At 64.3% G+C, this 384-nt stretch carries 1 pseudogene; it reads right to left on the bottom strand.

The features are described 5' to 3' along the window. Positions 1-255 (bottom strand): annotated as a pseudogene (locus J8I82_RS38010) (methylcrotonoyl-CoA carboxylase); the annotation flags it as partial. Positions 256-384: the final 129 nt, after the last annotated feature.

The following is a 384-nucleotide window of genomic DNA, read 5'->3' as shown; positions in this document are numbered from 1 at the left end:
GGCATCGTCATACATGTCGTAAGCGGCGAGCTGCGACAGCTCCAGGAACGGCGTGCCCGGATCGAGCAGTTGCTGCACGCGGTCGCGCGGCAGCAGCTTGCCGCGCGACAGGTGTTTGTCGCGCGCGGCCTCGCCGCCGCCTTCCGCCAGCTTGGCGATCTTCGCTTCCAGGTCGGCAACCAGTACCTGCATTGCCTGCGCGTTGGTCTTGAACGCTTCGGAACGCGCGTTCAGCTTTGTCTCAATTGCCGCCATATCAGCCTCGGCCAGTCAGTTCGTTGTAGGGTGCAGCCAGCGCATGGAGCGCTTACATCGTTTCCGCGAACAGCTCGCGGCCGATCAGCATGCGGCGGATCTCCGAGGTGCCCGCGCCGATCTCGTACA

The organism is Cupriavidus consociatus, from assembly GCF_017814975.1.
Taxonomy (GTDB): domain Bacteria; phylum Pseudomonadota; class Gammaproteobacteria; order Burkholderiales; family Burkholderiaceae; genus Cupriavidus; species Cupriavidus consociatus.
Note: the sequence above shows the minus strand (reverse complement) of the source record. Positions and strands in the feature narration are given on the sequence as shown.